Origin of the sequence: Sphaerochaeta associata, from assembly GCF_022869165.1 — a bacterium.
Lineage (GTDB): Bacteria > Spirochaetota > Spirochaetia > Sphaerochaetales > Sphaerochaetaceae > Sphaerochaeta > Sphaerochaeta associata.
Map to the genome: position 1 here is coordinate 723,477 of NZ_CP094929.1, position 24,218 is coordinate 747,694.

General features: G+C 46.3%; 22 protein-coding genes and 1 riboswitch. Of the genes, 11 read left to right on the forward strand and 11 right to left on the reverse strand.

The genetic code is table 11. The features are described 5' to 3' along the window. Positions 1–61: 61 nt before the first annotated feature. Positions 62–1,306 carry a hypothetical protein gene (locus tag MUG09_RS03305; RefSeq protein WP_244773531.1) on the forward strand — a complete coding sequence of 415 codons (1,245 nt, stop codon included), beginning with the start codon at positions 62–64 and terminating at the stop codon, positions 1,304–1,306. A gap of 118 nt (positions 1,307–1,424) precedes the next feature. Here the strand turns inward: MUG09_RS03305 and MUG09_RS03310 are convergent, their stop codons facing one another. The 11 genes from MUG09_RS03310 to MUG09_RS03360 all read right to left on the reverse strand — a co-directional run bounded on the left by MUG09_RS03310 (position 1,425) and on the right by MUG09_RS03360 (position 12,792). Beyond that, entirely contained in the window at positions 1,425–1,955 is a 531-nt protein-coding gene (locus MUG09_RS03310) for a hypothetical protein (protein ID WP_244773533.1), read from the reverse strand. A gap of 409 nt (positions 1,956–2,364) precedes the next feature. After that, on the reverse strand, positions 2,365–2,778 hold the full coding sequence (locus MUG09_RS03315) for an energy transducer TonB (protein WP_244773535.1): 414 nt from the start codon (positions 2,776–2,778) through the stop codon (positions 2,365–2,367). A 236-nt stretch (positions 2,779–3,014) separates the two neighbouring features. Next, complete coding sequence (locus tag MUG09_RS03320; protein ID WP_244773537.1) at positions 3,015–3,368, reverse strand: biopolymer transporter ExbD; 354 nt, start codon at positions 3,366–3,368, stop codon at positions 3,015–3,017. Next, positions 3,365–3,718, reverse strand: coding sequence for a biopolymer transporter ExbD (locus MUG09_RS03325; RefSeq protein WP_244773539.1), 354 nt, complete (start codon positions 3,716–3,718; stop codon positions 3,365–3,367). The genes MUG09_RS03320 and MUG09_RS03325 overlap by 4 nt, the downstream gene beginning before the upstream one ends. Next, complete coding sequence (locus MUG09_RS03330; protein ID WP_244773541.1) at positions 3,697–4,113, reverse strand: MotA/TolQ/ExbB proton channel family protein; 417 nt, start codon at positions 4,111–4,113, stop codon at positions 3,697–3,699. Before MUG09_RS03330 ends, MUG09_RS03325 begins: the two co-directional genes overlap by 22 nt. Positions 4,114–4,116: 3 nt before the next feature. Continuing rightward, positions 4,117–6,024, reverse strand: coding sequence for a TonB-dependent receptor plug domain-containing protein (locus MUG09_RS03335; protein WP_244773543.1), 1,908 nt, complete (start codon positions 6,022–6,024; stop codon positions 4,117–4,119). Between the two features lie 100 nt (positions 6,025–6,124). Then, positions 6,125–6,304, reverse strand: a riboswitch (cobalamin riboswitch). Positions 6,305–6,377: 73 nt separating this feature from the next. Continuing rightward, the gene (locus tag MUG09_RS03340; protein ID WP_244773545.1) at positions 6,378–7,517 is read right to left on the reverse strand and encodes a GntR family transcriptional regulator; all 1,140 of its coding nucleotides are present in this window, start codon (positions 7,515–7,517) and stop codon (positions 6,378–6,380) included. A gap of 291 nt (positions 7,518–7,808) precedes the next feature. Continuing rightward, a complete protein-coding gene (locus MUG09_RS03345; protein ID WP_244773547.1) occupies positions 7,809–8,834 on the reverse strand; it encodes a TAXI family TRAP transporter solute-binding subunit in 1,026 nt (341 codons plus the stop codon). Between the two features lie 39 nt (positions 8,835–8,873). After that, a complete protein-coding gene (locus MUG09_RS03350; RefSeq protein WP_244773549.1) occupies positions 8,874–10,838 on the reverse strand; it encodes a TRAP transporter permease in 1,965 nt (654 codons plus the stop codon). 13 nt (positions 10,839–10,851) lie between these two features. Next, positions 10,852–11,520: an HAD family hydrolase gene (locus tag MUG09_RS03355; protein ID WP_244773551.1), complete on the reverse strand. Its 669-nt coding sequence runs from the start codon at positions 11,518–11,520 to the stop codon at positions 10,852–10,854. Between the two features lie 540 nt (positions 11,521–12,060). Then, positions 12,061–12,792 carry a DeoR/GlpR family DNA-binding transcription regulator gene (locus tag MUG09_RS03360; RefSeq protein ID WP_244773553.1) on the reverse strand — a complete coding sequence of 244 codons (732 nt, stop codon included), beginning with the start codon at positions 12,790–12,792 and terminating at the stop codon, positions 12,061–12,063. Between the two features lie 533 nt (positions 12,793–13,325). On the opposite strand from MUG09_RS03360, the gene MUG09_RS03365 reads away from it, so the two are divergent. From MUG09_RS03365 to MUG09_RS03410, 10 genes are all read left to right on the forward strand, one after another. Next, positions 13,326–14,456 (forward strand): ABC transporter substrate-binding protein, encoded by a 1,131-nt coding sequence (locus tag MUG09_RS03365; RefSeq protein WP_244773559.1) that lies wholly within the window; start codon positions 13,326–13,328, stop codon positions 14,454–14,456. A gap of 149 nt (positions 14,457–14,605) precedes the next feature. Then, entirely contained in the window at positions 14,606–15,442 is an 837-nt protein-coding gene (locus MUG09_RS03370; protein ID WP_244773560.1) for an ABC transporter permease, read from the forward strand. Next, positions 15,439–16,266: an ABC transporter permease gene (locus MUG09_RS03375; protein WP_244773561.1), complete on the forward strand. Its 828-nt coding sequence runs from the start codon at positions 15,439–15,441 to the stop codon at positions 16,264–16,266. Before MUG09_RS03370 ends, MUG09_RS03375 begins: the two co-directional genes overlap by 4 nt. Then, positions 16,245–17,012, forward strand: coding sequence for an ABC transporter ATP-binding protein (locus MUG09_RS03380; RefSeq protein ID WP_244773562.1), 768 nt, complete (start codon positions 16,245–16,247; stop codon positions 17,010–17,012). The genes MUG09_RS03375 and MUG09_RS03380 overlap by 22 nt, the downstream gene beginning before the upstream one ends. A 14-nt stretch (positions 17,013–17,026) precedes the next feature. Next, positions 17,027–17,770 carry an ABC transporter ATP-binding protein gene (locus MUG09_RS03385; RefSeq protein ID WP_244773564.1) on the forward strand — a complete coding sequence of 248 codons (744 nt, stop codon included), beginning with the start codon at positions 17,027–17,029 and terminating at the stop codon, positions 17,768–17,770. Between the two features lie 7 nt (positions 17,771–17,777). Beyond that, positions 17,778–18,521 carry a sulfite exporter TauE/SafE family protein gene (locus MUG09_RS03390; RefSeq protein WP_244775351.1) on the forward strand — a complete coding sequence of 248 codons (744 nt, stop codon included), beginning with the start codon at positions 17,778–17,780 and terminating at the stop codon, positions 18,519–18,521. Between the two features lie 54 nt (positions 18,522–18,575). Beyond that, complete coding sequence (locus MUG09_RS03395; RefSeq protein WP_244773566.1) at positions 18,576–20,606, forward strand: alkaline phosphatase family protein; 2,031 nt, start codon at positions 18,576–18,578, stop codon at positions 20,604–20,606. Next, a complete protein-coding gene (locus tag MUG09_RS03400) occupies positions 20,578–21,498 on the forward strand; it encodes an NAD(P)-dependent oxidoreductase (RefSeq protein ID WP_244773568.1) in 921 nt (306 codons plus the stop codon). Before MUG09_RS03395 ends, MUG09_RS03400 begins: the two co-directional genes overlap by 29 nt. 1 nt (position 21,499) lies before the next feature. Beyond that, the gene (locus tag MUG09_RS03405; RefSeq protein WP_244773570.1) at positions 21,500–22,993 is read left to right on the forward strand and encodes a lactate racemase domain-containing protein; all 1,494 of its coding nucleotides are present in this window, start codon (positions 21,500–21,502) and stop codon (positions 22,991–22,993) included. 162 nt (positions 22,994–23,155) lie between these two features. Next, on the forward strand, positions 23,156–23,929 hold the full coding sequence (locus tag MUG09_RS03410; protein WP_244773572.1) for a GntR family transcriptional regulator: 774 nt from the start codon (positions 23,156–23,158) through the stop codon (positions 23,927–23,929). Positions 23,930–24,218 lie beyond the last annotated feature (289 nt).

Sequence of the window (24,218 nt, forward strand, 5' to 3'; positions counted from 1 at the left end):
TTACTGGTACCAGTATACTGTTATTATATGGTTTTTAACACCATGAATGAGGAGAAACGAGATGGATATCCGTCGTCTGAGATTGTGGGAGAGCCGCAATGCAACAGTGCTGTCGAACGACTTGATCAGGGTCCTGCTTGAAGACCAAGGTGGAATGGCGCTTGAACTGAGTGCCATCGCTCCTCAAGGCGGCAGACTCAATGCACACCTCATTCCCCACTACCGGGGGACCGGCACTTCCGTCTTCAGCGACGAGAATGCCGATTACTGGAAAAACAGCCCCTACCTTTATCAGAAAGGGGGTTCCTATTTCAGCTTTCCCAACTATGGTCCGGCGTATGAATCGGAGCAGGGTACTCAGGAGCAGAGCGGTTTGACAGCTTCCTCCTATTGGATGGTTGAGCGTTATGGGACCGACCCGGAATTCGGTGGTGTATGGCTGATGAGTATGGTGCGCAATCGTAAGGCCCGCTGGATGGTGCGTAAGATTGACATGTTGCTTCCCAACCAACCCGTTCATTATACCGCGATATTCATCACCAACAATGCCCAGGACGACCTCGTTGCTAATACAACCTGGAATAATGAGCTGGGTTCTCCATTCTTGGAGTCAGGATGTGTCCTCAATGCAAGTGCGAATCTCTGGGCTACCGGTTCCGATACCCAATTTATCGGTGCTACTTCACGTCTTTTGGCTGAAACCCAGTTCGAGGATTGGAAGAAGGCCCCGCTCAAGGAAGGGGGGACTGTCGACTTGACCGAAGTTCCGCCTCCGATCGGGAAAACCGACTTTATTACAGGTGTTGTTCCAAGAACCGCCAACCTGGGGTGGGCGAGTGTGATCAACCCGCGCCAACAGATGGTCTACTTCACTTTCTTCCCCGGTCCTGCTGCTTTGGAAGAGGATATGCTGCCGATAAACTTCAACAACTTCCTCTTCGACTACGGCGGGAGAAGCGAAACTCCGTGGGCGTTCTACAGCGGCGGCATGAGCCAGCAGTACTCCTTGAACTGTGGTTCAGGTACCAACCACCTGTACAATGGTCTGAAGGAGGCACAAAGCAGCGATGCCATCCTGGGAGCGGAGACCACGGTGACAATACACCCCGGTGAAACAAAAAGCCTCTATTACGCCTCAGCCTTCGCACCCTATGACAACAATCGCATCGGAGGCAACTTCTATACCGTTGAGCAGGTTGTGGAGGGCATCGTACTGAAGCGAACCAAGTCCTATGCCTTCATCCCCGCAGACTCAACCTTCCATTGCCTGAAGCTGCTGTGCAAGAGATTGCTTGCAGGAGAATAACAGCATCTGCCAAGAGAACGCGTACAGAAGGGGGCCGAAAGGCTCCCTTCCTGTATACAAAGAGAAGGCCACCTGCGGGAGAGGTGGCCTTGGACAGACAAGTTTGTATTGGGTCCAATTACTTTGCGGCGTATATGAACGTTACGGTTCCTTCGTAGTCGCCTTCGACTGCCACATCGAAAGTAGTACTATCGACAGTCAGGGAGATCTTGTGTGATTGGCTGGCTAACCCTGCCATTGCAAGTTGGTCTATGACTGTTTTGCCAGCCACAACATTCGCTCCATCAGTTTCAATAGAGACTCCATTCACTTGCACGGTATAGTCAATGTATGAAGTTGCCTGACCTGAAACTTCACTAGCCATAGCGGTTGCAGTCATGCTTACTGTATATCCCTTGCGGTTATTCGACAGCGTTGATAGATATGCATCAAAGGGTTGCACTCCAGAAGCTGTAACTTCAAGAGGTCCAGTGTAAGCAGCAGCACCCTCAAGAGCAGCTTTATTGCCACTGAAAGATGCTTGGGTAAGCTTCATCATATTGATGCCTGCAACCGATGTCTCAACCTGGAAGCTGGCATCATCGACTGCGTATACAGCAAAAGTGGAGAGGGCGATTACCAGAAGTACGGCTACGAAGTTCTTTTTCATGTTGTAATCCTTTCGGAGCTTTCTGCTCCGGTGCAAGTTATATAGTTTCCTGTGCCTTTTTCCTAAGCACACTTGTACTATACTGAAACTAGCGACTTATGTCAACAGGTTGTTAATAAATCTCAATAAAATTAGAAATATTTCTTATGATTTTCTGTGAAAGTAATCTAAATATTTATATAATAAGTAAATAAGTACAATGGTAAGATTTGCATAACATATGACAACAATGAACATTGAATAATGAGATAGTAAAAGAATGTACAAAGTATCAAGAAAGTTGCAAAGGGTGATACAATGCTGAAAGTGATAACTTTGACATAAGTTGTAGGCATAAAGTAGCAGAATCTCTACCTACTGACGATGATGTATGTCCAGAAGTTGGGAAGAGTTGCGTCTTCTCTCCCGCTTATTGCAGCGTGAAGCGAATGGGGTAGCGCAGTGTTACAGCAACTGCTTCATCGTTGTACAAAGCAGGGGAGGCCTTGAACGAAGTGAATGCTGCAATCGCTGCATCTGCCAGGCCGTAGCCCGGGTCTTCTTCCACGATGATTCGCTCAACCAAACCGTTGGCAGCTAAAAAGAGCCTGACGACAACCAAGCCTTCCTTGCGTTGCCGCTTTGCAAGCGGTGGATAGACTATCCTGGAAGCAAGCAAGGCCCTGTCAAAGACAGGAGCCGTGGTAACAGACTCTGCTGCATAGTATCCGTCGATCATGACGGGATTGAGATTTTCAGATACCTTGGTCGCTGCTACTGCCTCTTCAACCAGAGGCCGTGGAGGTTCATATTCTGCCTGTTGCTCTGATTTTGGTTCTTGCACAGGTTGCTCCTGAGGCATTGGAACAGGTTGGGCAGTCTCCTCGATGGATTTTGTTTCTTGCTCTCGAGGGCTCGGATCGGGTTGCTGAACAGCAATTCTATCTACAAGTGAAATGGTTGCGGCCTTTGCTTGTGGGACAGGTGCTGGCTCTTGTTTTATAATAGGTATGGGAAGAAACAACAGAGCTGTCAGCAAGCTCGTTATCCCGATGGCGAGAAGCAGTGAAAAGCGTAGGTTCATTCTTGCTCCTCCACCAACAGGTGCAAGGTCTCAACTCCCTTGTTCTTTAATGCTTCAATGATTGGATGGATGGTGCTGAACCCTGTTGACCTATCAGCAAGCAATGAATAGCTGGGTTTCTCTTCTACCTGCTCGATGGTAAGGAGCCTGCCTTCCTGATAGATTTTTCCATCCTTCGCTATATACAAGGTTGGGATGGTGCTCAAGTCAATCTTCTGTGCCTGGGCTTGTGCAGGATCGAGCGGAACGGGAGTCTGGAAGGAGGTTATTGCCATAATGAGGAAGAAGAGCAGCAAAAGAAAGGCAATATCGGTGAGGGCGGAGGGCGGGGTAGGTCTCTTCTTCCTCATGGCACCACCTCCAGACTCAATGAACTGAGAGGATACTGCTCAAGCAGGGACAGAAATGAGACAACAGTCTGCCAATCTGTTGCTGCTTCAATGGATAACGTGAGGTGGGGTTTTTGGTTGAGGAAAGGAGTCAATTCAGCATTGTTCAGGACTCTATCCTGGAATAGAACCGTTTCATCTTGCTTGAGCGTCAGCTCAAGATGTTCTTGGGCTTCTCCAACAAGAATGGAGCTGTTGCTTGTGTTCAGATCAAGGCTATGGGAAGCTGTAACGCCTGAGAGCAGGAGAAAGAAGATAATGAGAAGGAATGCGATGTCGCTGCTTTGGCCTAACTCTCTTCTTTTTCGCATAGTGCTCCTATGGCAAGGTCGAGAGCGAAGCTTGCGATGGTAGCCAGAATGGAGATGACCAGGCCGAAGGCTGTAGTGAAGAGGGCTTCATACAGCCCGGCTGCAACGACCTGCAGCTGAACCGATGAAGCCTCGGAGACCGACTTGAACGCCGTAATCATCCCGGTGACGGTTCCGAGGAAGCCGAGGACCGGGGCGATCATGGCGATCAGGTCGAGAATGCTCAACGGTTTCTCCACCTGTGCTTTCACCACCGGTTCATGCTTTCTCCAAAGGATGATCAGCGTGATGGTTCGTTCAACACTGAGCACGACTGTGATGACCAACAGGGCGTAGAGCGGCCACATGACCGCTCCTCCTTGTTGCATGATGGTGATAAGGTTGGTGGTTTTCATACGCTAAAACCGTAAGGTACCGCCGAGGCGAATCTTTGTACCCGGCATAGGATAGCCGGAAACCAGTTCGTAATCGGTGTTTAGCAGGTTGTCCACGGCAAGGTAGGCTTTCAAAGCTTTGCTGACCTGCATGGTGACACTGAGATTGAGCAGGAGTGCACTGTCGAGGGTGCTCGATTTCCCCAAGTACTCTCCACTGATGACACTTTCAAAGCGGTCGAGGGTGAAGAACAGTGAGCCTTTGACGGTATGTTTTCTGATTCCCGTTACCTCAACATTGTCAGAGAAGGTCTTCCCTGCAGAGAGGTCGAAGCTCTTGTTGTAGAGGTAGCTGGCTTGGATGTTGAAGATTTTAGAGAGTTCTAGATTGAGGGATTGTTCGGTCCCGAGGTAGACACTGTGAGAGATGTTTATTGGCATACTGACTCCGCTATCTATTGCATTAGAGATGTTTCTGCCAAAAAGCGTTGCCTCGTATGAAAGGTTCCTTTGTTTGTAAGTGATTCCGAAATCTCCATTAAAACCTTTTTCGGGCTTGAGATTTGGATTACCTTGAAATGTTCCCCAATATCCATAATCGGTATAATCGGTGAAAGGCCAATACAATTCAGAGAAGGTTGGATTTCTCTCCGCGTAACTGATGGTTGCCTTGAAATCAAAATTCCTCATCGGTGTATAGATTGATCCCAGAGAAACATTGGGTGAGAGAGCATTCAAGTCACTTAGGTAGGCGATGTTCAAGCTGGGATGCAGAGAAAGCGTTCCATCCAAGAGGTAGAGACTGCCATGGGCCGATGTCGAGATGGCATGGCGGGTTTTTTGGCCTACATCGGTGCTGTCGACGTAATCGAGACTATAGAGAAGGTCTGTCTGGAGTGCATACTGCTGGTCAAGGTTCCAGACTCCTTCCACTTTTGCAGATGCATTGTATTTGTTGTGGGTGCTGTCTCCAGACCCCACATCATGATTGTACGTCTGTCCAAATGCGTAATGTAAAAGAGTGGAAATGTTTTCTATGAATTTATTAGGTTCGGCAACGTTAATGGTATTGGTACTGCTGACAAAAACATCCTTCATGAAATTATTGGGAGTACTATTTGTTGCGGATCCAGGTACTCCGAGATTCTTGTACACAGCGAAGTTTTGTGTGTTGAACTGCAAAGAATCAGAGAACGCACGGTTGTAGTTAACTGCTCCATGAGCTTCGTAGACTTGGGCATTGTCTCTGAGACTACGAGTTGACCCATTGCTGTATGTGTACGCATTTTGAGCGGCAAGTCCTCCTACTGTGGCAACAAGTTCATTGTTGGTGTAGGAGAAATCGAGCTTCTGGCTGTCTACCAAGGAGAGCCAATTGCGTGAGTCTGCTGCACCATAGGGTTGGGGAAGAAAGGAACCATTCTCGAAGGTAAGTGCAAATGGTGTATCACTTTTCTGCCCATTCTTGGTGATGATGTTCACCATACCCCCGATGGCATTGGTTCTGCCAAGGTTTCCCGGTCCGCTTTTTACTATTTCTATGCGCTCAATAATGGAGACGGGAATAATGGAGAGATCGACAGTCCCCTCATGAGCCGAGGAGAGCAATACTCCATCAAGGTAGACGAGGTTCTTGGAAGAGGTGGCGCCACGGATGACGACATTTTGCAGCGACCCCAAGCTGCCTACTGAGTTAAATGAAACTCCGATTGCCTTTCCTACGAGCTCTGCCGTTGTTTGGGCATTATAGACTGCTATCTGTTCTTTGGTGATGACAGATACCGAGGATGCTGTGTTTGTTTCAGCTTCGGCAAGTGAAGTCTCAGCTATGACCAGTTCATAGGCTGTTCCAAGGTCGGTGATGTCTTGTGCTGCGAAGAGATTTGAGAGAGCGAGCAACAGGACCAGAGAGAAGATTCCGCGCTTCTGCATGAAGGGCCTCCAGAAAGTGGTGTCTGGGTGCAATACTTCATGGAAAGGGGGAGTTTATACCGAGGGTATACTCGTGTCCTGGGTGCTGTCTCTTTTTCCACGAAGAATTGATATCTGGAAACGTCTCCTGGCTTACGACTCTTTTTACTGACAGGCCTTCTCATCCGAAGCGGACAATGGCATATCTGCGTTCATCATCGATTACAGTGGCGGGACCGCCGGGGAATCACACCCCGTTCCGTTTTTCCAGATCCAGCGGTTCTTATCCTAAAAGAATGAAGGGGGGAGGTCAAGGGAGGAGGTTGGTATCGATTGCCGCATGGTCGAAATCCTGAGAAAGTACGGTATGACACCTATTGCAGTGTAGAACATTCTGATATAGATCCTCTGACTACCAGCTTTGAAGGAAGCAGAATATGTTCAACCGGGTGTGAGCGATCACTAATAAGCTGAATAAGGAGCTCCGCAGCCTTTCTTCCTAATTCAAAAGTGGGGGTCTCCACTGAAGCAAGCGGGGGCTTCAATTGATTTGCAAAGTTCACGTTGTCAAATCCTATGACCGAGATATCCACTCCAGGTTTACGCCCGAGTTCTTCCAGTACATGGATGAGATCGGCGGCAATAAGGTCATTCAATGCAATGATTGCAGTGACATCTTTTGCTGCTGCAAGATACTCATGAATCTGGTTGTGTACGAATGTCTTTTCTTCGGTAGTCTGCTCAGCCCAATACAACGAACGGGTATCGACTAAATCAAGAAAGATATTCTTTAGATGCACCGGTATATCCAAGTCTCTGCACGCCTGGAAAAAACCCTCGATTCTGTGTTCGATTGAAGTCTTTGTTAGCGAGGGTTTGGATACCAATCCAATTTTTCGATGCCCTTTCTCATAAAGGTATTGAACAGCTTCATATGCCCCTTTTCGGTTGTCCATTTCCACGGAGTTGCATGGTGCATATTTATAATATCTGCCGGTCATAACGAATGGAATATGCTTCTCGATGAGTTTGAAAATCGCTGGATTGTACATGGATGCAGCAGTGGGGTGGATAATCAAACCTTCGACCTGGCGCTCAATCAAGGACTCAATTATTTCTTGCTCTTTTTCAATGTTATCGTTTGTCAGATGCACGGATATCGTGTACCCCTTCTTTTCAAGAACCTCTTGGACTCCCGTGATTATTTTCCCGATAAAAATGTCTGCAAGTCTCGGTACTATGATACCGATTGTCACATTTGCATGCGGGTCGGAAGATTTTTGCTCAGAATTGGTAATGAAGGTACCTTTTCCTCTATATCTTTCCAACAATCCCTCGCGTTCAAGTTCAAGTAGGGCTTGTCTGACGGTTGGCCTGCTTACTCCAAATTGAGTTGCAATCTCCTGCTCGGTGCTTAACTTCATTCCGGGAGCCAACCGCCCATCTTTGATTTTCTTGCGAATATCATCATAGATTTTCAGGTACTGGGGACTGCCATTCATATACTCTGTCATCGTATTCTCTCCGCTCCAAAAGCATTCACAATGTAGAGGAATTGATAATTTGAAAACTATAGCAGAATGTTACTTTTGTAAATACAATTCGCGAATTCTGCGATTTTTGTTAAGCTTGATGCCAAATTGGTGAAAACCCTATCGAAGATTCATTCTTTCTTATTGACAGTACGATGGAAGAATAATCTGTGCCATTGATTTCTTGCTGATCCGAGGAAGGCGTAAGAAGTACACTACTCCAATTCCAAGTAAAACTCCCAGGCAATTATCTGCCTGGGAGTACGTAACCATTTAGTTGAAAGCTGCAATGCCTGGGAGTCCGATTTCGTTATAGTAGCGTAATGCACCCTTATGGAGCGGTACGCTGATACCCTCCAGCATCTTTTCTGGAACGATTTCCTTGAAACCTTTATTGACGTTCTTAAGGGCATCAAGATTCTCGTAGAATCGCTTGATGAACTCATAGACAACAGCTTCAGGGACATCGGCATTAGCAAACAAAACAGCATTGTTTCCAAAGGTTTTTACATCGCGGTCGAGATGGTCGTAATAAGACTTATCCAAGACCTGCTCTGTATATGCCCCATTTGAATTCTCAATGATCTTCTTAACAATAGCACTGGGAATGTCAAGGAATACGCAATCTTTGGAAGCGAGCAAGTCAAGAACGGTAGCAATCGGAGCCTTACCATTCCAAATGAATACATCAAGCTGGCCATTTTTCATCATCTCTGTCTGCTCCGCCCCCTTTACCTCGATACCTGTGTACTCTCCAGGTTTGAGTCCGAGAGCGGCCATCAGAGCCAGCGCATCGAACCTGGATGTCCCACCAACTTGTCCGATTCCAATTTTCTTTCCTTTGAACATTGCATAGGAAACTTCGGTAATCGGAGAGTTTTTCAAAACGATGACGTGAGTCTTGTTGCAGGACAGTGAAATCACACCAAGGCACTTTTCCGCTTCCAGACCAGTGTAGTCACCTTTCGCATAATACCCATCGGAGAGCATCAGGTTATTGGTGAAAGCAATCTCAACATCACCTTGGGCGACCAGGCCAACATTCTCTGCATACCCATTGGTAGCCTCTGCAACCACTGTGAGGTTGCTGCCACTACTATTGATTATTTCAGAGATTTGAGCGGCTTGCTGATAAGAAGACTGTCCGATTGGGTTTGCTGCCAATGAAATGGTAGTCTTCGTAGTCAATCCCTTGAATTCTCCTGCTGGTTCAGCCTGGGGGGCCGCCTCCTTTGACCCTGCAGCAAATACCGACAGTGTAACGCAGAGCATCAACAATACACATAGGACTTTTCTCATTTTCTTTCTCCTTTTTTCTACTATCGTCTGATCTATTGATCAAGCAAGCTGTTTGAGGCGATTTCTTCTGGCCATGATCAAGTTGACTAGTCCAATGCCAATGATGATTGTGTAGCCTACTGAATCAGTCCAAATACCTGGGTATATGCACATAAGCCCGGCACCTATGGTCAGGACTCTCATGAGTGGATGTAGTTTGGTTTTGAAATACCCTACAATACCTATGCTTAAGCCGAAGCATCCGATAACACCCGAGATGAAAGCAAGAATGATTTGTGATGGTGTACCGATGCCGATTAATTCCGGTGAATATACGAAAAAGATAGGTGCGATGTACGTTACGATTGCCAGTTTCACGGCTAGCATTCCAATTTTTATAGGACTTGCATTTGCAATACCCGCAGCCGTATAGGCAGCCATCGCCACCGGTGGGGTGATTGAGGATAGACAGGCTCCGTAGAACACAAACATATGTGCTGCAAGCTCAGGGACTCCTAATTGAGTCAAAGCCGGAGCAACCAATACTGCAACGAGCATGTAGGCCGGTGCAGTCGGAAGACCCATTCCCAATACGAAAAGAGCCACTTCAGTCAGCAGAAGTACGACGATTAATCGCCCTCCTGAAATGCTTATAATAAGCGAACTCAGTTTCAGTCCGAGCCCTGTAAGCGATATTATGCCAATAACACACCCTGCTGCAGCACAGGCGGTCGCAATGCTCATGACACCCTTGCACCCCTTTATCAGTGAATACACGATGGTTTTGAAACTCATACGGGTGTTCTTGTTCACGAAGGAAAGCGCTATGGCAAATGAGGTGGCGAACAGGGCAGTGTACATTGCACCATATCCCATTACAATCATCGCTATCAGCACAAACAACGGTATGATTGAAAGCCCATATTTGCGAAGTGTCTTGCGGGCATCGGGGATATCTTTTGCATCCATACCGGTGAGACCCCGTTTGCTGGACTCGTAGTGAATCGAGAAGTACACGGATATATAATAGAGAAGGGCGGGAATAATGGCAGCGGCAATAATCGCCTTGAAGGGTATGCCCAAAGTTTCAGCGATGATGAATGCAGCTGATCCCATAATCGGGGGCATGATCTGACTGCCAGTTGAAGCAACCGCCTCAACAGCTCCTGCATATTCGGGGGAATAGCCGGCTTTTTTCATGAGTGGAATCGTGAAAACACCTGTGGTAGCGACATTGGCGGATGCACTGCCGCTGATGCAACCAACGAGAGCACTCGAAACTACTGCAGCTTTTGCAGGACCTCCGATACTTTTTCCGGTAAGGGCGAAGGCAATGTCCATGAAAAGTTCAGAACCACGTGTTGCTTCCAAGAAAGCACCAAAGATAACGAACATGATGATGATCGTCGAAGCTGTCCCCAGCGGAGTGCTGAAAACACCGGCAGAGCTTACGTAAAGCGTTTTAACAATTCTCGTCCAGGAGTACCCTCTATTCCAAAGTGATCCAGGTAAATACTTTCCGAAAAGTGCATACACTATGAATACCCCTGCAATTATCGTGATTGCTGGCCCCATGATTCTTCTGGCAGCTTCAAGCACCAAGAGAACCCCAAGCGTTGCAACGATGAGATACAAGGGGGGGAAGGCCCCATAGGTTGTTCCCATTTTCGTGTAGTTGAATGCCGTAAACGTATAGACAAGGCCTGAGAGAACGGCGAACAAGACGCCGGTAGATTTCATGATCGGTCCGTATTCTTTCCGTTTCTTCGTGAATGCATTCAGAAAAACCATAGGCATAACAAACGCAAGAAAGAAGCTTCTTTGGATTACATCCGTCAACAAACCGGTAAAGCAGGTATATAAGGTGAAAAACCCCAACCCTAAAGCCAGTACATCTTGTATTGTTTTGGCAATGTAGAATGACTGAGGTTTTGTATTGCCTTCCAATGTGGCGGCTACCTTGATTTCCAGAACCTCATCTTCTTCATGCCGCTTGAAAAGCCGACTTCGTTTCTTCTCTTTCATAACAACTCCTGTCCTACAAAGCCATAGCCATAGTATCTATATCGTTTGACAGCTCTTTTGCAGAGCTGTAGAAATGTTTGACAAAGGTATGGTCGAACTGCTCTTTGGTTGTCCCGCCGCGAAGCATGGCTGAGAAATCGACTCCGGCTGCCTTTGCAGCGCCTTCATCCACCAGGCTGTCACCTATATACAGGGCATCCTGAGGGCCGACGTCTAAAACCTTTAGCACTGTAAAAAGCCCGGAGGGATCGGGTTTTGGCGCTGCAACATCCTCGCACCCCACCACTGCACTGAAATATTTTGCCAGATTGTACTTCACCAAAGACTGCATCAAAACATCACGAAGTTTCAAAGAGAGCAGGCCGATCTTTATCCCTTTTCCTGCAATATTTTCCAGGCAAGCGGGAACATCGGGGAAAATCTCGGTTTTCTGTGCCATTCGTGTACGGCAGAGCTGTCTATAGTGCGTTCGCATGTTCAGAATGTTTTGTGGATTGTTCTCTCCGGTTACATGAGACAACATCACTTCATGGGTATTCCCAATCACCGGAAGGACATCCTTGAAACTCATTGATGGATACCCGAAATCGTTGGCACTAACATTGAGCAATTCCGCTATGACTTTTGCTGAGTCGGCAAGTGTCATGTCAAAGTCGAAAATCAATGCTTTGTATTGCTTCATTCACTACCTCACAATGTGGGAATCCCATAAAACATAGATATTCATAAATTAACAGCACCACTACCGTTACGAAATACATTACCTATGCGATATCTTGCTTTAGTTGGAAACTAATGTAATTACATTACATTCTTCATTGCTCCAGAAATTCCAACCAGTCTGGATTTCCACTCCTGATACATTTTGAAATCTTTTCACACTTTGGGCTAATATTCGGATTTGTCCTGTATTGCTTGCGGAATATGATTCTTTGTAAATACTAGAATGAGAATATTGATTTGTCAAATAAAATATTATGTATAAAAGTAAAAACTAATTAAAAATGTAAATACAAATAAGAACAAATAACTGAATTAATGGATCGTGACTGTCGTATAAGCAATTTAAGCGATATTTCAACACTTGTAGGTATGTAAAATGCGAGAAGCATTCCTGAGCATGGATCCTCGCCTTTTCAATCGCTTCTGGCAGAAACTCGGAAGCTGTTCCTTTCCTTGGACGTAAGCAAATCGTTCCATAATCCGAATAGGCGTTTTACGACTAAGAACAGAAGACACGTCCGCCAACAGCAGAATACTTTTCCATAAAATCTGCATTCGGCATCTTCTCCGTGATGACTGCGTTGATTCTGTCTATCGTGCAATAGGTCAGCAGGCAGACTCTCCCGATTTTTTGGCTTTCAATCATCAGGTATACCAAATCACTCTTTTTTGCTGCAGCTTCCTTGATGGCGAATTCGTACGGTGCGGCTTGGGTGGCTCCGTTCTGGACGGTAAGCCCGGTAGAAGCCATGAAGGCCTTCCGTATGTTGTACTCCTTGAGGATGTCCGAACCAGTCTGCCCGGTAAACGAATAGGTGAGACGATTGAGTGTTCCTGAAATGGCTATTACGGTAAGGTTCGGGTATGCAAAGGCACGGGTGATTACGTCCAACGAATGAGTGATGATCGTCACATTCTTGCGATCGCCCAAGAAATCAATCAATTGGCAGGTGGTGGTTCCCGCATCAACGAAGATAACATCTCCATCTTCTACCATTGAGGCTGCATGCTTGCCAATCCGACGCTTGACTTCCGTGTTGACCGATGATCGCTCGGTGAATGGGGGAGGTATGCGGTTGTATTGAACACTTACTCCTCCGTAGATTTTCTGTATGTCCGAGCGTTCACAAATCGCCGTAACATCTCTTCTGACGGTATTTTTCGATACATCAAAGGCCGCGCAAAGTTCATCCAGGGAGACTGATTTCTTATCCCGAATGTATTCTTCCATTTTTACTAGTCTATCTTCTTTCATGATGTACCTGCTTTCTGAGTTAACCAAAAGTTAACCACTTGATAATGATATGGTTATATTTCTTAGCAAGTTTATCATCAACAGGTTGAATTGGCAATGAAATGATGAAAAGGTAATCGCACTAAGTTTCAAATTGTTATTGCAAGGTTCCCGTGTTTTGGAAAGATTGTTCTACTAAATAGCATAAGTAAAATACTTAATAGGGTTTATTGCCTTTTCTATATGCGATATTTCATGAAAAACTCCAAAGGATAGGTTGGTATGGTGTACAAAAGGTAACTACTTCAACCTACTTTTTGTCACCTGTATAGAAGAAAAATGAATAAGATACAGCAAAAAAAGATTTACAAGTGTAGGAACTGACCCTATACTTTCACCAAGATGTGACAAAAAAGAACCAAAAGTTAACCATTAGTTTGGTAACTTGTTTGGATAACGTGAGCAAATGAGTTGTGGGCATATTCCATGACTGATTGATACATATGTGCTGTTCGAAAAAGGAGAAAGAAATGAAAAAACTCGTAGTGGTTCTTCTGGCATTTTTGCTCATCGCGAATCTTGCATTTGCAGGTGGGGCTCAAGAAACGAAGAAAGCCGTTGCTGCATCAACTGAGGACATGACATGGGGACTCAAACCCTTTGATACACCGCAGAAACTGCGCATTGGCTTCTTCACAGGATCTCCGTTGTCCTATCCATACTTGTTTGCTGACAATCTTGGTGTTTTTGATGCACTCAATATCGATGTTGAGTACACTGCATTCACCAACGGACCAGCTATGATGGAAGCAAATGCTGCTTGGGACATCGCATCCTGTGGACTTGGTGGTATAGCTCTGGGCTTGGCCAAGTACGATAACCTCACGTTGATGGATGTCAACGATTACGAAGAGAATATGGCAATTTTTGCTCGACCAGGTTCGAAAATTGCTGCAGATCCCAAGAATCCCGCAAACTGGAAGGGAGTCACCTGTGTATATCCCACCGGCACCACTGCACAGGCTGTTCTGGCTCAGTATCTGAAAACTATTGGACTTAGTCTTACCGATGTCGTTTCCGTCAACATGGACAATGCAAACAGTTTGACGGCTTTCAATGGCGGTACCGGTGACGTGTTGGTTTGCTGGAATGCAATTGCGCTTGCTGCTGACGCATATGGTTTCTATCGTGTTACTGACTCGGGCAAGCTTAATCTTCCGTTCCCCTGTGCAACCTTCGCACAGAAAAAGTTCCTTGCAAGCAATAAGGAGCTGATTACGGTTGCAACGGCTGTATTCCACAAGGCTGTTGAATGGGTATACGAATCCCCGGCGAATCTTGAGCAGTCCGCACAATGGTACTTCGAGCACTGTGAAGAAGAAGGGTTCCTTGCCACTGAAGATGTTGCAAGAAAAACCATGGAGTGGTATCGCGGAAATACCGTGGATGAATACATTGAAATCTTCACCAAGGAAAGCCCGGACGCTGCCGGCCGCTATACCAAGCGCAATCTACTGCAGATTGAGCAGGATATCATGAGTGGATTTGACTTCTTCGTAAGTGAAGGCAAGTACACCATGGCTGACAGGAACAAGATTCTTGATGAGAGACGTGTAACGAATGAAGTAGCTCTCGCAGTCAAGGCTATGCTCGGAAAATAAGATTAGAGTTGATCTGTCTCCCCTTTGCGGGGAGGCAGAATATGGTATATGTGCATTCAATCCACATAAGGGTGAATCATCAGGTATTCACTTTTTTTTTGATGAATGTGGCAGTGGAAAGAGTGAATCTGATAAAGGAGGTATGCGAGATGAGTGAGTCACCTGAATTGATGACAAACGAAGAACGTGTAGCCTATGTGCAAACAAAAAGGAAGCAAACCCAAATACGGGATGTGATGCTTGCCGTGATTGGGATCTTGTCTTTCTTCTTGATTTGGGAAGCGGTAGTGCTTACCGGTTGGGTTGATAGCAAAAAACTTTGTAGTGTGCTTGAGGTATTTCAGTTATTCATTCTTAAGTTCACTGATCCCAATCCTGATGGAGCTGTACTGTTGGTGAATGTATGGTCTAGTTTACTGATTGCTCTTTCCGGATTCGGTTTAGCGATTGTGATTGGAATTCCATTGGGTTGGCTCATGGGCTGGTACAAAGGATTCGATGCTTTTATGCGTCCGATATTTGAGATCATTCGCCCAATTCCTCCCGTATCTTGGATTCCTCTTTCCATTGTATGGATGGGTATCGGACTCAAGGCAAAATCTTTCATTGTGTTCTTCGCTGCATTTGTTCCCTGCCTTATCAACTCATATACAGGTATCAGGCAGACAAAGGAAGTGCTGAAAAACGTTGGAAAAACCTTTGGGGCATCCTATTTTACTGTTTTTTGGAAGGTTGGTATTCCTTCATCGTTGACAATGGCTTTTGCTGGAATCAAGGTTGCCATCGGAAATGCATGGGCCACCTTGGTGGCAGCAGAAATGCTGGCTGCTTCAAGTGGGCTTGGATACATGATTCTTATGGGTCGCTCATATGGAAGAGTCGACCTGGTCATATTGGGTATTGTGGTGATTGGCCTTCTAGGGGTAGCAATCTCGGCAATCATCTCAAAGTTTGAGGAATTGTTGATGGGATGGAAAAAATTATGAGTAAAATCAATACTTCTAATTTGAGTCAGGCTGAAATCAGGGAGCGGCGCCTTGAGATTCTTTACAAGATACTTCCTGTCATATCAATCCTGCTCTTAGCCGGCCTTTGGCTTCTTGCCTCAAGGGATTTTAATGCTGCAGTCGGTTCTGGGTTTCCCACTCCAACTGCGGTTTGGGACAGAACTATAAGGCTATTCACAAGACCTGTAAAAAAAATGAATCTAATTATGCATGCTTTGGTCAGTCTCAGACGAATTGGGATCGCATTGGCATTCGATTGGACGTTTGGAATCATGTTTGGCATTCTCATTGGATGGTTCCCTAAACCCAGAGCATTTTTCTCTCCTTTGTTCGATGCCTTCCGAGCTGTACCGCCTTTGGCTTGGATTCCTCTCATCACTCTCTGGTTTGGAATCGGTGAGTTCCCAAAAATTTTGATAGTAATTTTTGGTTCACTTGCTTCCATTGTAGTAAACGTTAAAGCCGGACTCAGCGCTGTGGATAGCATGTACTTGAACGTAGGAACAGTCTTTAATGCCACTCCGACGCAGACTTTGCTTAAGATTGCCATCCCTTCTTCCCTCGATGCAATCTTTGCAGGAGTTAGAACATCCACAAGTGCAGCCTGGATGGTGGTTCTCGCGGCAGAAATGTTGGGAGCCGACTCGGGTGTAGGATTTCTTATCTCGCGCGGTATGGATTCAATTGATATGCCTTTGGTTCTCACAGGCATGATCGCAATTGGAATCGTTGGTGCAATTTTGGCAATCGTAACTCAGTTTATTGAAAGGTTGATATGTCCATGGACAAGAAAAAGCAAGTAATCCTTAGTTTGAGAAATATCAGTCAAAGCTTCGTCGTAAAGGATGAAGTAAAGCCTGCTGTTGAAAACGTTTCTCTAGATGTTTATGACAATGAGTTTCTCGTCGTTCTCGGCCCGGGGCACTGTGGGAAAACCGTGCTCATGAATGTCATCGCCGGGATTGAGAAACCGATTGAGGGTCAAATCTTTCTCAAAGGGGAGGAGATCCATGGAAACGATCGACGGATTGGTATGGTCTTTCAATCCCTCAATCTGATGCCTTGGCGTACAGTAATGGGGAATGTAGAGTTTGGGCTCGAATTGGCTGGCATGGAAAAAATGAAGCGTCGTGCAATCGCACAAAAGTATATCGATTTAGTCAGGCTGACAGGGTTCGAGCATTCGTATCCCCATGAGTTGTCTGGTGGTATGAAGCAGCGTGTTGGAATTGCCAGAGCGTATACCAACAATCCGGAAATCCTCATTATGGATGAACCGTTTGGAGCACTCGATGCTCAGACCCGTTATGCAATGGAAGAAGAGGTTTTAAGAATTTGGAAAGAAGAGAAGCGAACGGTAATCTTCGTTACCAACAACATTGAGGAAGCTGTATTCCTAGCTGACCGAGTCATTCTCTTGAGCAATTGCCCTGCTAAAGTCAAGCAGGTATATGACCTTTCTCCGCTTGGCCGTCCAAGGGACCTGATGGATCCTGAGTTCCTTCGATTTAGAACTGAAATATCAGAAAACACTGATCTTGCACTGTAAGGGGGTGGCACATAATGAGTGAAGAATACAAGGTCAAGGTAGAGCACCTGACTAAATACTTTGGTGACCTCCATGTGCTGGATGATGTCTCCTTCAATATCAAGAAGGGTGAGTTCTTGTGTGTAGTCGGTCCTACAGGATGCGGCAAGACCACCTTTCTCAACTTACTGACAAGAATCTACATGCCGACAAGGGGTGAATTGTATATTGATGGTGAGCCTGCAGATCCGAAGAAGCATAATCTCTCAGTAGTATTCCAAGAGCCCTCGGCAATGCCATGGCTTACGGTAGAGAAAAACCTTCGTTTTGGTATGGAAATAAAGAAGCTTCCCAAGGATGAAATCGACAGGCGCGTGGAAAATATGATCAAGCTGCTCGGGCTTGAGGAGTTCCGTGATCGGTATCCACACCAACTTTCTGTCTCAACTGCGCAGAGAATTATTATTGGACGAGCTTTTGCCATGCAGCCAGACTTGCTTTTAATGGATGAACCGTATGGGCAAATGGACATTAAACTTCGCTTCTATTTGGAAGATGAAGTCATTCGCCTTTGGAAAGAGATGGGGACTACAGTGGTTTTCATTACGCATAATATTGAAGAAGCTGTATACCTCGCTGAGAGGGTTCTCATTCTTACCAACAAGCCGGCAAAAATTCGAGAGGAAGTCAAGGTTGACCTCCCTAGGCCACGTAAGGTTTCTGATCCGGAATTCATAAAAATCAGAAATCATGTAACTGAGCAAATAAGGTGGTGGTGAGGTGTCAATGACGCTTTACACCCAAGTAGCACTCGTATCGGGAGTGAACTTTCTCTCTGCCTTCGTACAAGCTGGTACAGGCTTTGGGTATGCATTGGTTGCGATGCCGCTGATGGCTTTGTTTCTGCCGATGGCCAGTTGTTCTGCCATATCAGCCGTGACGATTGTTGCCATCGGGCTGCAGATGTCGCTGAAACTGAGAGCTAATTTGAAGCTATCCACCATAGCACTTCCGGTGTTGAGCTGTTTTGCCACCATCTATGTCGGGCTGTTCCTGTTGAACACGTTTGATGAGCATATTTTACGATTTATTTTGGCTTCTTTACTTGTTGTAGTAACTGGTATCTCGTTTGTGGCAAAACGAATGGGGAAAGGTGTTTCGGGTAAGTGGTATATCGCCGCTATTGCAGGCCTGCTGACGGGTCTTTCGGCAGGCATGTTCAATGTGGTAGGTCCATTTCTCATGCTGTACTACATCAACGTCTGCGACGATACCCTCCATATGAAGGCTAGCCTTGAGTTCAGCTTCTTGCTGGCAGGGCTCTACTCTTCTCTCATGCACCTGATTGTTTATAAGAATATTACTGCTGCCGTTGCTCCCCACATAGGGGCATCGGTGACAGCGGCACTGATTGCGGGATTGTTCGGACTAAAACTATACAGGAAGATCAATCGAGAAATCATTTCAGTTCTGGTTTACATATTGCTTCTGGTAATGGCGGTTGTACTTGTGCTGAATAGTGCGGGGTAAGACGGTCTGATACCGGGTTTGGGTGAGCCGGAAAGAGGATAGGAGATGAATCACATGGCTAAGGAAAAGAAAATCTTATTTTTAGGTCTTGATGCGGCAATGCCGGATTTAGTTAAAAAATTTGTTGCCGAAGGAGCGATGCCAAATACTGCAAAGCTGATGGATCAAGGAGTGTTCTCCAGGCTTGAAACGGTTTTTCCTCCGCTCACAGCCGCAGCTTGGACTGCAATTGTCAGTGGCGCCGGAAGTGGAACCAATGGAGTGCCCAGCCTGATGGTAAAACACCCTGGCGAAGAGCTCGACCACTGGCACACTTCATTTGACCGCAATGAGGTCCTTTGCGAAACGCTCTGGGACGTTGGCATCAAGAAGGGCAAGAAAGTTGCCTTGGTCAATTGGCCGGTGACCTTTCCGATGGGAGCCATTAATGAGGAGAACGGTTGCCAATTGGCGGGTGCACTGAATCCCCCATTCCGCTATTTCTTTATGCCGCTGTGGGATGTTGCTTCTAGTGCATGTTTCTCCAATAAGCTACTGCATTGTAATCAGATTCCCGGTCGTGCCGTCAAGCTAGAAACAAAACCTGCAGAAGGTTGGAAGAATCTTCCTGCGAGCAAGAAACCCCATCTTGAATTCGAGATTACGGTTCCTCCCACGTATGTGAAGGGTTACAAAATGCAGGTCCTAGTGTATGCCTCCTCAGACGAAGGGTACGACAGGATGCTGGTTTCTGAAAGCAAGGATGCCAAGGTTGCAATTACCGATATCACTCTCGGTGAGTATGGCCCCTGGATCACCCGAAATTTTGATGCCCGGGATTACAATCGCAACGGCCGTTTCCGCTTCCAGATTCTGGAACTGAGCAAGGATGGCAAGGACTTCAAACTCTACCAGAGTTCAATCAACATGGCCGATCCATACTCCGTGCCTGCCTCGCTAAGCAAGGAAGTGGAGAAGGTGGCGGGGACGTATATGGAAGTTGACGATCCCTGGGCTTTTATGGATGGCTGGATGTCCTCCGACCTGTACTTGGAACAATTGGGTCTGCATGCAAACTGGTGGGGAACAGCTACCAAGCATGTACTGGAAAACCAAGCTTGGGATATGGCATTTTCATGGGTCGGAACCATCGACCACGTAGAGCATGCTCTCTACTCGGGGATTGAACCTACTTCACGGGTCTACAACGAAAAGACTGCTCCGTTTTGCTGGCATATGATAAGGGAAACCTACAGGCAGGTAGACCAGAATATCGGTAAGATCTTGGAGGCCGTCGATCTCAACGAAACCTATGTCGTTCTCATCTCCGACCATGGAATGACCCATCTTGACTGGAATCCGTTCGTGAAAGAGCATTTGCAGCGAGCAGGACTGTTGAAATACAATCTTGATCTCTCCACCGACGATCCATCCAACCTCTCCATCGATTGGAAGCATACCAAGTGTCATCCGCTTGAACCATGTCATGCCCATATCTTCATTAATCTTAAAGGACGCGACCCGCAGGGCATCGTTGAGCCGAAGGATTATGAGAAGGTTCAGGAAGAGATCATCAATTGCTTGATGGGGATGAAGAATCCGGAGAATGGAAAGAATGTCGTGGCCTATGCTTTGAAGAAGAAGGAAGCCGCCCGGCTTGGTATTTATGAAGGTCCGGGTTTCGACCGTGTAGGAGATGTGTTGTATGCCTGGAATCCCGGTTACATGTCTCACCCCTTCATCTACCGCACCGCAATCAAGTACCGGGATGGGTCGGAACGGGTCAGGGCGAATCCGGAACTTTATGAACAGGCCATTCTTTGCAAGAATTTTCCTGAGTTAATCAAGGAAACAGTTGCGGAGAACGGTGGTGATCATAGTGCTGTCTGCGGAAATTTCACGGGTGTCCATCTGGCTGAACCGACACTGCATGATATGCATGCCTGTATGTTGATGGTGGGTCCTGGTGTACCAAAGTATGAGAGAAAGTTTCCAGCCCGCATCATCGACGTTTGCCCGACGCTTTCCAAGCTTCTGAAAATCGATGTGCCTAAGGATGCTGAAGGAGGAGTTCTGTATGATGTCTTGGACAGGATTGAAAAGTAAGGTTGAGACGGTCGGGCTTGTCGGCTGCGGTCGTATGGGGATCTGCATGCTTGAGGTGTTGCTCAAGGGTGGATTCAAGGTAGTTGCTTATGATGCATTTGCACAAGCCATGGAACGGGCGGCGACAATGGGTGCTGTTCTTGCAGCAAGCCCGATGGATTTAGCCCAAAAGGTGGATTTGGTGATCATGTCACTACCAGGTCCAGTGCAGATTGAGCAGGTTCTTTTTGCAGAAAATGGGATTGTCCGGGGTCTTGGCAAAGGCAAGGTAGTGGTCGACACCAGTACCGTCGATCCAAAAACCACCAAAGACAATGCTGAACGGCTGGAACAAGCAACCGGTTCTGCATACCTTGACTGCCCGATTCTAGGAAGACCGTCAGCCACCGGGAAATGGATGCTGCCAACCGGTGGGAACAAGGATGCCTTGGAATATGCAAAGCCGGCACTGCTGACATTTGCTGCGAACGCCATTTCCGTTGGTGAGCATGGGGCCGGTAATGCACTCAAACTGCTGAACCAGATGATGTTCACCTGCATAAATGCTATCTCGAGTGAAGTGATGGCAATTGCAGAACATGTCGGTGTCGATCCTAAAATATTCTACAACACCGTTGCCAGTTCAAGTGCAGCTACAGTCAGTGGTCTGTTCCGAGAGGTGGGGAAGTGCATTATTCAGGATGAATTCGATCATCCTGCCTTCACCGTAGATTTGCTGATCAAGGACACGAAGCTAGCACTGCAAATGGCCAAGGATTCTGATGCCCCGAGTGTCATAGCGGGGTTTGCGCACATGTACAATGAACTTGCCCATGCCAATGGACATGGAAATGAGGATACCAGTGCCGTTTACAAGGTATTCGCAAAACAGTATGAAAAGGAGAGTAAGTAGGATGAAACTGGATTTTGAGTATGGGGAAGGTACCATTTCGGCGAATCTGCCTGACAACACTGATGTATTCGTACCTGGCGTAACCGTCAAGGATCCACCTGCTCTTGCCCAGGATTGGGATACTCTCTATGCCGAGACACTGAAGAGTATTCAAAACCCGATTGGTATGCCACCGCTGACCAAGTTGGCAACAATGGGCAGCAAGGTCGTGTTTATCATCCCGGATATTGTGAAGGGAGGCCTTCAACCGACCAGCCATCGAAAGGTCGCCATCACTGCATGCTTGGAAGAGTTGTATAGCGTAGGCGTTGAAAAAAAGGATATCTTGATGTTGATATCCAATGGCTTGCATCCGCGTGCAACGGTGGATGAGGTGCACAAGATACTCGGGGATGACCTGTTTTACGATTTTTATCCATATGGACAGGTTACAAGCCACGATTCGGAGGATTGGGAGCACCTTGTGGATTTAGGCTATACCGCTCATGGTGATCATGTGATCATGAACAAGTATGTTTATGACGCCGATGTAGCTATTATGATCGGACATTGTCAGGGTAATCCGTATGGTGGCTATTCAGGTGGGTACAAGCATTGCACCTGCGGGATCACCCATTGGAAGAGCATTGCTGCCCACCATGTGCCGTCGGTCATGCACCGTGTTGACTTCACGCCTGTTTCGGGAACCAGTGAGATGCGCAACAAGTTCGATGAGCAGGGCATGTTCATGGAAGAGAAGATGGGTAAGAAATTTTTCTGCTGTGACGGCGTGCTAGATTCTGCTTCCCGTCAAATGGCCATCTTTAGTGGGTATGCCAAGGAGATGCAGCCGGCAAGCTGGAAGGTTGCAGACAATCGTACGTATGTGCCGTTCGCTGAGAAGAAGTATGATTGTATCGTATTCGGTATGCCCACGAATTTCCATTATGGAAACGGCATGGGAACAAACCCGATTCAGATGATGCAGGCCCTTTCAGCACAGGTGATTCGTCATAAGCGGATCATGAGCGATCGCTGTGTGTTCATTGTTTCCACCATCTGTGACGGATATTTCCACGATGAACGGTGGCCGTATCTGCGTGAGATTTACACCATGTTCCAAAAGGACTATATGAATGTCCTGCCGGATATGAACCGCTATGGCGAGTATTTTGCAACGAACGAGGAATACATCCGCAAGTATCGCTATTGCAATGCGTTTCATCCTTTCCATGGCTTCTCGATGATGAGTTGCGGTCATATTGCGGAGATGAATACATCTGCCATCTATATTGTCGGTGCACGCGAGCCGGGAATTGCCAGGGGGATGGGTTTGAAGACAAGGTCAACATTCGAGGAAGCTCTTGCAGATGCCAAGCGCAAATATCTGCCGGAAAATCCAAATATTCTAGCTTTGCCGCTTACCTTCAAAACCGGTGCTGTTCATCTTGCGATGAAGGGTGAGTCCTACGATGGGACCAACGGACATCCTGGTGATAGCACGATGATGCAGTGACCGGCTCAGAAAACTAGTGACTGAAACGAGAGGCTGTTTCAAGGGGATACTTTTGAAACAGCCTCTTGGCATTTCCGAGGCAAACAGGATTACGAGAATTTTACTTGTTGTTTCATGCCAAACTATCTATTCTAAGGTATACATCAGAAAAGGTGGGCATCCATGCTATATCCCAATAGTCATAAACCATTATATGAACAATTTAAAGAAATCATAGTGATGAGAATCGCTAATGGGGAATATAGGTCTAACGATCTGCTCTCGAGTGAGCGAGAATTCGCTGAACAATTCAATATAAGCAGGGTTACTGTAAGGCAAGCAATTTCCGATTTGGTAAAGGATGGCGTTCTTGTTCGAAAACATGGAAAGGGTACTTTTGTCGCCAGCGGCAGTAAGGGAATTATTGAAAATGCACTAGGGAAATTGGTTGGCGTGGTTGAGGAATTGGCATATCGCAATGTGAAAATTTCTGTGTGTCTTATCGAAAAATCCTATGAAACCGTCTCCGAAGATGTAGCAAAGAAACTGAAAACGAATTTGGAATACAGGATTTTTAAAGTAGTTCGTGTCGTCACGGATGACGTCGGGCCCATTGCGATTGATTATTCGTATGTGCTGGAAAACATTGGCCATTTGTTGGATAAATCAGATTTAACGAAAGATATTGTCTATGCAATATTGGAAAATTACGGGTACAAAATCAGCACTGCCGACCAAAACATTTCAGCTGGATCTCCTTCTGCTTACGAGGCAAACCTTCTCGAAATTGACGGATTGGCTCCAGTATTGGTTTCTGAACGAATTACATTTGTTGAGGGTCGAATACCAATTATGTTCAATCGATCAATTTATCGCGCGGACAGGTATAAATACTCATTAGCCCTTAAGCGGTATCCATTGGGAATCAAGTCAATCCAAGAAAATGTTCGGCATTAGTGGTTCCTTCTTAGGGGATATATCCTACAACTGGTATTATACATATTCATACCTCAATGAACACCTTACAATAGATATAATAATACTCATTAACTATTAGCACACCAATAAATATTATACATATTTTTGTTGACGCATGTGCTAACCCGTGATACATTTTATGTATGAGGTATTAACAATAATACCAGTAGAAACCTGATGAGAAATTGCTAGGTTTTGGAGCATGAAAGGTTCTTGTTAGCCCGTATGGTGCAGGTGTTTCCTACGCCTCGTATAGGCCATTTGCTGA